The 7096-nt window shown below is 72.3% G+C and carries 10 protein-coding genes; 6 read left to right on the top strand and 4 right to left on the bottom strand.

Features of this window, described 5'->3' with window-relative positions; genetic code table 11:
• The first annotated feature begins 29 nt into the window (after nt 1–29).
• From ACRYCC_RS40415 to ACRYCC_RS40395, 5 genes are all read left to right on the top strand, one after another.
• A complete protein-coding gene (locus ACRYCC_RS40415; protein WP_433819382.1) occupies nt 30–368 on the top strand; it encodes a hypothetical protein in 339 nt (112 codons plus the stop codon).
• A 232-nt stretch (nt 369–600) separates the two neighbouring features.
• Nucleotides 601–1149, top strand: a complete 549-nt coding sequence (locus ACRYCC_RS40410) for a fluoride efflux transporter FluC (protein WP_433819381.1) — start codon at nt 601–603, stop codon at nt 1147–1149.
• Entirely contained in the window at nt 1146–1499 is a 354-nt protein-coding gene (locus tag ACRYCC_RS40405) for a DUF190 domain-containing protein (protein ID WP_433819380.1), read from the top strand. The genes ACRYCC_RS40410 and ACRYCC_RS40405 overlap by 4 nt, the downstream gene beginning before the upstream one ends.
• The gene (gene crcB, locus ACRYCC_RS40400; protein ID WP_433819379.1) at nt 1496–1855 is read left to right on the top strand and encodes a fluoride efflux transporter CrcB; all 360 of its coding nucleotides are present in this window, start codon (nt 1496–1498) and stop codon (nt 1853–1855) included. The genes ACRYCC_RS40405 and crcB overlap by 4 nt, the downstream gene beginning before the upstream one ends.
• Before the next feature lie 136 nt (nt 1856–1991).
• A complete protein-coding gene (locus ACRYCC_RS40395; protein ID WP_433819378.1) occupies nt 1992–2387 on the top strand; it encodes an STAS domain-containing protein in 396 nt (131 codons plus the stop codon).
• Between the two features lie 82 nt (nt 2388–2469).
• Here the strand turns inward: ACRYCC_RS40395 and ACRYCC_RS40390 are convergent, their stop codons facing one another.
• From ACRYCC_RS40390 to ACRYCC_RS40375, 4 genes are all read right to left on the bottom strand, one after another.
• Nucleotides 2470–2979, bottom strand: coding sequence for a DinB family protein (locus ACRYCC_RS40390; protein WP_433819377.1), 510 nt, complete (start codon nt 2977–2979; stop codon nt 2470–2472).
• A 111-nt stretch (nt 2980–3090) separates the two neighbouring features.
• Nucleotides 3091–3489: a DNA polymerase ligase N-terminal domain-containing protein gene (locus ACRYCC_RS40385; protein ID WP_433819376.1), complete on the bottom strand. Its 399-nt coding sequence runs from the start codon at nt 3487–3489 to the stop codon at nt 3091–3093.
• 25 nt (nt 3490–3514) lie between these two features.
• On the bottom strand, nt 3515–4231 hold the full coding sequence (locus ACRYCC_RS40380) for a pyrimidine reductase family protein (protein ID WP_433819375.1): 717 nt from the start codon (nt 4229–4231) through the stop codon (nt 3515–3517).
• Nucleotides 4232–4382: 151 nt separating this feature from the next.
• Nucleotides 4383–4772 (bottom strand): STAS domain-containing protein, encoded by a 390-nt coding sequence (locus ACRYCC_RS40375; RefSeq protein ID WP_433819374.1) that lies wholly within the window; start codon nt 4770–4772, stop codon nt 4383–4385.
• A gap of 303 nt (nt 4773–5075) precedes the next feature.
• Here ACRYCC_RS40375 and asnB point away from each other — a divergent pair, with 303 nt between their 5' ends.
• Complete coding sequence (gene asnB, locus ACRYCC_RS40370; protein ID WP_433819373.1) at nt 5076–6878, top strand: asparagine synthase (glutamine-hydrolyzing); 1803 nt, start codon at nt 5076–5078, stop codon at nt 6876–6878.
• The last annotated feature ends 218 nt before the right edge of the window (nt 6879–7096 follow it).

Genomic DNA, 7096 nt, shown 5'->3' with positions numbered 1-7096 from the left:
GACTCCCGTGAGGTTCTGGTGAGGCGCCGATGCGCAAGGAGCGGGCCCGCCGGCGGGCCGAGCGTGAGGCGGCGGCCGCCCGCGCCGCGGAGGCGCGGGCCGTACGCCTGCGCCGGGCGGCCCGGTGGCGGGGCCCGCTGGACCGGCTGCGGCGGCTGGTCCCCGTCCCGGTCCGGCAACGCCGGCCGGGCGGCCTGCTGGCCCGTCGCCGTCGCGCCCAGAACGGCGGGGTCCTGCTGGTGTTCCTCGCGGTGCAGTGTCTCGCCTGGCTGCTGTGCTCGACCTGGACCGCCCGGCTGGCCGTCCTGGGGCTGTCGATCTTCCTGGTCCCGGTCGTCGTCACCCTCGCCTTCGACCGCCGGGCCTGACGCCGGCCGCACCCTCCGTGCGTTCCGGCCGCGCCGGTCCGGGCGGGCCGGTCGTGGTGGGCCGGTCGTGGTGGGCGGTCCGGCCGGTACGGCCTGGCTACACTGGTGGGCGAGCCCTCAGAGGGCCGCGGCGGTGGGGCCCGCCGTCCCCGTCCGTGCGCGCGGGGAGAACCGCGGTGCCTGCCGACAACGGTCCCTGCCAGTGGACGCGTCGTGCTGGTAGGAGGAGCCCGTGCCTGACCCGCTGTTCCCCCCGCACCCCGTACGATCCGCCGAGCCGGGGGACCCCGACGTCGACCTGCGGGTGCCGCGGCAGCGCGCCGGGCCGCGCCGGGCGCCCTGGCCGACGCTGGCGGCGATCTCGGCGGGCGGGATCCTCGGCGCGCTGGCCCGCGCAGGGGTATCGGCGATGTTCCCGCACCCGGCGGGCTCGTTCGGGTGGGCGACCTTCTGGATCAATGTGGCCGGATGCGCGCTGATCGGCGTGCTGATGGTGGCGATCACCGAGGTGGGACAGGCCCATCCGCTGGTCCGGCCGTTCGTCGGAGTGGGGGTGCTGGGCGGGTTCACCACCTTCTCCACCTACGTCGTCGACATCCAGCGGGCGGTCGCCGCGGGCGCGCCGGGCACGGCACTGGCCTACCTGGCCGGCACAGCGGCCGCCGCCCTGGCCGCGGTCTACACCGGCGTGCACGGCACCAGGTCGTTCGTGCGCTACCGCCGCCGGCACCCGCGATCACGGCCACGGCACGAGAATGCCGGTCATGGAGGAGGGTCATGAAGATCGAGGGACCTGCCCTGCGGTTGACGATCTTCGTTGGGGAGTCGGACCAGTGGCGTCACCGGCCGCTCTACCACGAGGTCGTGGCCCGGGCGCACGCCGCCGGGCTCGCGGGCGCGAGCGTGCTGCGGGGCATCGAGGGATACGGGGCGTCCAGCCGTATCCACACCACCCGGATCCTGTCGCTGTCGGAGGATCTGCCGCTGGCCATCGTCATCGTGGACGCGCAGGAGAAGATCCGGGCCTTCCTTCCCCAGCTCGATGAGCTGATCACCGAGGGGCTGGTCATCATCGACCCGGTCGAGGTGGTCCGCTACGTCGGCCGCCCCGCGGGTGAGGGCGCCCGGTGAGCGTGCTGCTGGTCGCGATCGGCGCCGCGATCGGGGCGCCGTTGCGGTATCTGGTCGACCGGATGGTGCAGGCCCGCGCCGACTCGGTGTTCCCGTGGGGCACGTTCGCGGTGAACGTCGCGGGCTCGGCGCTGCTGGGCTTCCTGGCCGCGCTGCCCGCGGACGGCCCGGTGATGACGATGGCGGGGATCGGGTTCTGCGGGACGCTCACCACGTACTCGACGTTCGGGTACGAGACGCTGCGGCTGGTCGAGGACGGCGCCCGCACCTACGCCGTGCTGAATGTGGTCGTCTCCATCGCCGCCGGGCTCGGCGCCGCCTACTGCGGGATGGCCCTCGCGCACGCCCTCTCCTGAGCGTTCTCCCGGAGCGTTCGCCGGACCGGTGGCCGGCCGCGGGCGTTCCCATGATCGGGAAGCGGATGCGGTTGATGATCAACTATTGGATAATGGCGGTAGCAGGACCCCGTCCAGCCACGGAGCCACCAGCATCATGGAACCTCTGAGCCTGTCCGCGCAGCACCTGCCGGGAGTGGTGGTCGTGACCATCTCCGGCGACGTGGACGCCACCTCCGCCGGCCGTCTCGACGCGTTCCTGCGCGAGACGCGCCGCGACCCCCGTCACCATGTGGTGTTCGACCTGACCGAGATGAACTTCCTCGACAGTGCCGGCCTGCGGGTCCTGCTCAACACCTACACCCACGCCCGCCAGCACGGCGGCGACGTCCACCTGGCGGCCCTCCGGCCCCGCCCGGCGCGGGTCATCGAGATCACCCAGGTCGACCGTTACCTGAAGATCCACGACACCCCGGAGCAGGCGCTCGCCGCCGCACTGGACCCCTCCGCGGCGCACGACCCACCCGGCGATCACGGCACCGGCTCGGCGTGACGGCCCGCGGGCGGGGTCAGGATCGATTGCATGATCACGGAGGGGACTCCGGGAGCATGGGGGCCGCCCGGCGCGGGGTTCCTCACCCCATGGTCTTCGAGCCGTCCAGGGCCTCCCGGAGGATGTCGGCGTGGCCGGCGTGCTGAGAGGTCTCGGCGATGACGTGGAGCAGAACACGCCGCACCGACCACCGTGCGCCCGGCTCGTACCAGGGTGCCCGGGGGAGTGCGTGGGTCACGTCCAGGTCGGGCAGCGACGACACCAGTTCGTCGGTCCTGCTCGCCACCTGCTCGTAGGCGTCGAGCAGGCCGGCCAGCGTCTCGCCCTCGAGCATGCGGAACCCGTCCTCCCAGCCTTCCTGCCCGCCCTCCATCGCCTCGGCGCCGTCGACCGCGAATCGCATCCACAGCTCCTCGACTCCGGCCACGTGCTTGATCAGGCCGCCCAGGCACAGCTCGCTGACGGTGGTGCGCTGTGCGGCCTGTTCGTCGGTGAGGCCCCGAACCGTCTGGCGCAGGAAGCCTCGGTGCTTGGCCAGTGTCTGCAGGAGGTCTGCGCGCTCGCCGGAAAGGATCTTCTCCGGGGTGGTCATGGTGCCCGCCTTCCGTTGTGTCGACCGAGTATTTCGCGCCTCGGCCCGGTGGGGGCGACAACCGGTGCGGCGCGCCCCGGTCCCCGGTCGCCGACCCCGGCGCCGCGGGCATCACGCAGGTGGCTGCTCTTTCGTCTGGTGCAGGAGCCAGTCGTCCGGGGTGCGGATGAGCGCGTACCGGCGTGGCCCGTGCTGCCCGTGCAAGGTGAACAGCAGCCGGTGGTCGTTGCGGTCGTGCTCCTCCCACCAGCCCCGGTCCGCGATCGACTTGTCGGCGTCCTGGTAGGTGAGATGGCCGAGGTCGTGGTCGGCCACCTCGATGGCGAGCCGGTCCCGGGTGTGATCGGCCGGCAGGCCGCGGGGCAGCGCCCAGGAGCGCAGCACCCCGTTCTCCTCCAGGCGCAGGTCGAAGTGGTGCCGCGGGCGCCGGTGCTCGTGCAGCACGAACGCCGGGCGGGGCACGTCCTCGCCCGCCCGGCGGTCGCCGGGCCGCGGGCCGTTGCCTGTCATGGGAATCCCGGGTCTCTCGCGGCGGTCAGGGCCGCAGGTAGCGGAGGAACAGGTAGTCCTCGTCCGTCAGCACGCCGGCCAGCCGGAACCGCTCGGGCCGGGGGATCGGCAGCTCGCTGGTGAGCCGCAGCCCGCCGCCGCCGAGCAGCACGGGACTGACCGCCAGGCAGAGCTCGTCGAGGACTCCCGCGGCGGCCAGCTGGCTGAGGACGTGCGGGCCGCCCTCGCACAGCAGGCGATGATGCCCGCGGGCGGTCAGCTCGGCCACCGCCAGCTCGAAGTCGACCCGGTCGCCGCCCGCCACGATGACCTCGGCGTGGGCCTGTGCGTGGCGGCGGCGCCCGGGGTCGGCCGCCTCGCAGGTCAGGACGATGGTCGGAACCGCTGCCTTTGCGAAGACGGGGGCGGTGAAGTCCAGCGCCAGGCTCCGCGAGACGATCGCCAGGGGCGGCACCGGCGCCCGGCCCTCCCGCAGCCGGTCCCAGCCGGCTTTCGGCCGCACCGGCCCGTACCGCTCGGCGCGCACGGTCTCCGCACCGGTGATCACCACGTCGCTGAGCCCGCGCAGCAGGTGGAACAGCCGCTGGTCCGTCTCGTTGGTGAGCCGGCCGACGCGTCCGTCCCACTGCGCCATGCCGTCGATGGTCCCGACCATGTTGGCCCGCAACCAGGTGCCGTTCTCGGGGTAGGCGTACGCCTCGGCCAGGTCGACCATGTCACCGCCCGTACGCAACCGTTCCATGGCGCGCAGCCTAACCGTGGCGGCCTGTGCGATTTGACCGGATTGCCCAGACCGTGGCGCCCGGAGATGCCGCCTCGCCCGCGGCCCGGCCGGGGCGCGGTTCAGGAGGTCCGCGCGGCCACGCCGGGAGGGGGTCACACCACGAGGGGGGTCACGCCGAGAGCAGCGTCTGCGGGGGGCCGGACCGGACGCCGAGCGCCCGGTCGAGGCCGGTCCAGGCCAGCCGGCGCCGGAGCTGGGGCGTCGGCCGGAACAGCAGCAGGCCACCGCCATGGGAACGCAGCAGCTTCCACGTGCGCACCAGCAGGTTCAGCCCGCTCGAGTCACAGAATCGCAACCGGGACAGATCGATGGCCACCCGCGGAGGCCGGTCGGCCAGCAGCTCGGCCAGCCCCAGCCGGGACTTCAGCAGCGGCACCGTATGGAGATCTAGTTCACCCTCCACCTGGACGATCACCCAGGCATCCGATATCCGCATGTGGACGTCGAGCCCCTCGCCCTCCTCCATGATCGCGCGGTGTGGGCCTCGGTCCTCACCCATCTCCGACCCCTTACCTCGGAACGTAACCTTCGAAACGAAAGCCATCGGAACCAAATCTCTGGAACGAAACCTCTGGGGCGAACCCCTGGAACGAATCCTCGAACGACATCTGTGAGACGAATCACCTGCGCAGGGCGCCTGGGCCATGGAGACCCGAATACGGCTGTGCTGGGCGCTTACCCGCGAGCGGGCCGGGCAATCACCGATCGGCCGATAGGACCGTATCGGACGGATAATCCCTGGTCAGACGAGGTAAAATGGACTGTCAAGTGCAGAACGCATATATCGGGGGAGTGTGATTCTGTGTGCGGCATAGCGGGCTGGGTGGACTACGAAAGGGACCTCACCGCGGAGCGCCCGACCGCTCTGGCGATGACGCGGACGATGGCGCTGCGCGGGCCCGACGACGAGGGCCTGTGGCTCGAGACCGGCGTCGCGCTGGGGCATCGCCGGCTCGCGGTGATCGACGTCGAAGGCGGCGTACAGCCGATGACGGACGGCCCCGCGACGATCGTCTACAGCGGGGAGGTCTACAACTTCCGGGAACTGCGCCGTGAGCTGGAGGGCCGCGGCCGCCGCTTCCGTACCCGCAGTGACACCGAGGTCGTGCTCCAGGCGTACCTCGAGTGGGGCGCCGGCGCCGTCGAGCGGTTCAACGGCATGTACGCCTTCGCCGTGTGGGACCGGCGGACCGAGGAACTGCTCCTGGTCCGCGACCGGATGGGGATCAAGCCCCTCTACTACGCGCCGACTCCGCACGGGGTGCTGTTCGGCTCCGAGCCCAAGGCCATCCTGGCCAACCCGCTGTTCACCGCCCGGATCGACGACGACGGCCTGGCCGAGCTGCTGACCAGCGCCAAGACGCCCGGCCACGGCATCTTCCGCGGCATGTACGAGGTCGTACCGGGGCACATGGTCACCGTCTCCCGCGACGGCGTGGCGGACCGCCGGTACTGGGCGCTGACCGCGCGGGAGCACACCGACGACCTGCCGGCCACCGTGGGGCGGGTGCGCGGGCTGCTCGAGGACATCGTCGAGCGGCAGCTCATCTCCGACGTGCCCCTGTGCACGCTGCTCTCCGGCGGCCTGGACTCCAGCGCCCTGACCGCGCTGGCCGACCGGGCGCTGGGCGTCGGCACGGTGCGCTCCTTCTCCGTCGACTTCACCGACGAGACCGGGGGCTTCGTGCCGGACGAGATGCGCGACACGGCCGACGGGCCGTACGTGCACGACGTCGCCAAGCACGTCGGCTCCGACCACGCCGACGTGGTCCTCGGCAACGACCAGCTCGCCTCGCCGCGGGTGATGGACGCGGTGCTGAGGGCCCGTGACCTGCCCAGCATGGGCGACATGGACAGCTCGCTCTACCTGCTGTTCGCCGAGATCCGCAAGTACTCCACGGTCGCGCTGTCCGGGGAGTCCGCCGACGAGGTGTTCGGCGGCTACCGGTGGTTCCACGACCCGGCGGCGGTGGCCGCGGACACGTTCCCGTGGGCGAACGTCGCGATGACCCAGGGCGTGGCACTGCTGGACGCCGGCCTGCGCGAACGCCTCGACGCCTACCGCCAGGACCGCTACCACGAGGCCCTCTCCGAGGTGCCCCACCTGCCGGACGCCGACCCGGTAGAGCGCAGGATGCGGGAGATCTGCTACCTGCACCTCACCCGGATGGTGCGGCTGCTGCTGGACCGCAAGGACCGGATGAGCATGGCGGTCGGCCTGGAGGTCCGGGTGCCGTTCTGCGACCACCGGCTCGTGGAGTACGTCTTCAACACCCCCTGGTCGTACAAGACCTACGACGGGCGGGAGAAGAGCCTGCTGCGCGGGGCGGTCGCCGACGTGCTGCCCGCGTCGGTGCTGGCCCGGCGCAAGAGCCCCTACCCGGCCACCCAGAACCCCGGCTACGAGCGGGCCGTACGGGAACGGATCGAGAAGGTCCTCGCCGACCCGTCCGCGCCGATCCGGGAGTACCTCGACCTCGGCGCCGTCCGCGCGGCGCTGAGCCGCCCGATCGGCTACGTCAGCCTGCAGCGGGACCGCGTCCAGCTCGAGCGGGTCCTGGCGCTCAGCGACTGGCTGGCCGCCTACCGGCCGGAACACGTCTGACGCTGGGCGTCTTGACGCGGGGCCGTGTACGGGCCGGCTTCACCGACGTGGTCCTCATGCAGTACGGCGCCGGCGACGCGCCCATCGCCTCGGCCGAGACGGCCCGCCTCGTTCCTCTCCGGCTTGCGGGCACTCGGCTGAGCCCACCTGTGCCCGCGGACCCTGCGCTCGCGGTCCTCCCGTGCCCGCGGTCCTCCGGCGGGGACTCGCCGTAACTC

The organism is Actinomadura scrupuli (genome assembly GCF_050971785.1).
GTDB classification, from domain to species: domain Bacteria; phylum Actinomycetota; class Actinomycetes; order Streptosporangiales; family Streptosporangiaceae; genus Actinomadura_E; species Actinomadura_E scrupuli.
The sequence above is the reverse complement of the archived record's forward strand: the minus strand, read 5'-3'. Positions and strand labels throughout refer to the sequence as shown.

Coding starts and splice junctions, on each gene's coding strand:
- ACRYCC_RS40415 (WP_433819382.1), top strand. CDS start 30: ATGCGCAAGGAGCGGGCCCGCCGGCGGGCCGAGCGTGAGGCGGCGGCC.
- ACRYCC_RS40405 (WP_433819380.1), top strand. CDS start 1,146: ATGAAGATCGAGGGACCTGCCCTGCGGTTGACGATCTTCGTTGGGGAG.
- ACRYCC_RS40395 (WP_433819378.1), top strand. CDS start 1,992: ATGGAACCTCTGAGCCTGTCCGCGCAGCACCTGCCGGGAGTGGTGGTC.
- ACRYCC_RS40390 (WP_433819377.1), bottom strand. CDS start 2,979: ATGACCACCCCGGAGAAGATCCTTTCCGGCGAGCGCGCAGACCTCCTG.
- ACRYCC_RS40385 (WP_433819376.1), bottom strand. CDS start 3,489: ATGACAGGCAACGGCCCGCGGCCCGGCGACCGCCGGGCGGGCGAGGAC.
- ACRYCC_RS40380 (WP_433819375.1), bottom strand. CDS start 4,231: ATGGAACGGTTGCGTACGGGCGGTGACATGGTCGACCTGGCCGAGGCG.
- ACRYCC_RS40375 (WP_433819374.1), bottom strand. CDS start 4,772: ATGGGTGAGGACCGAGGCCCACACCGCGCGATCATGGAGGAGGGCGAG.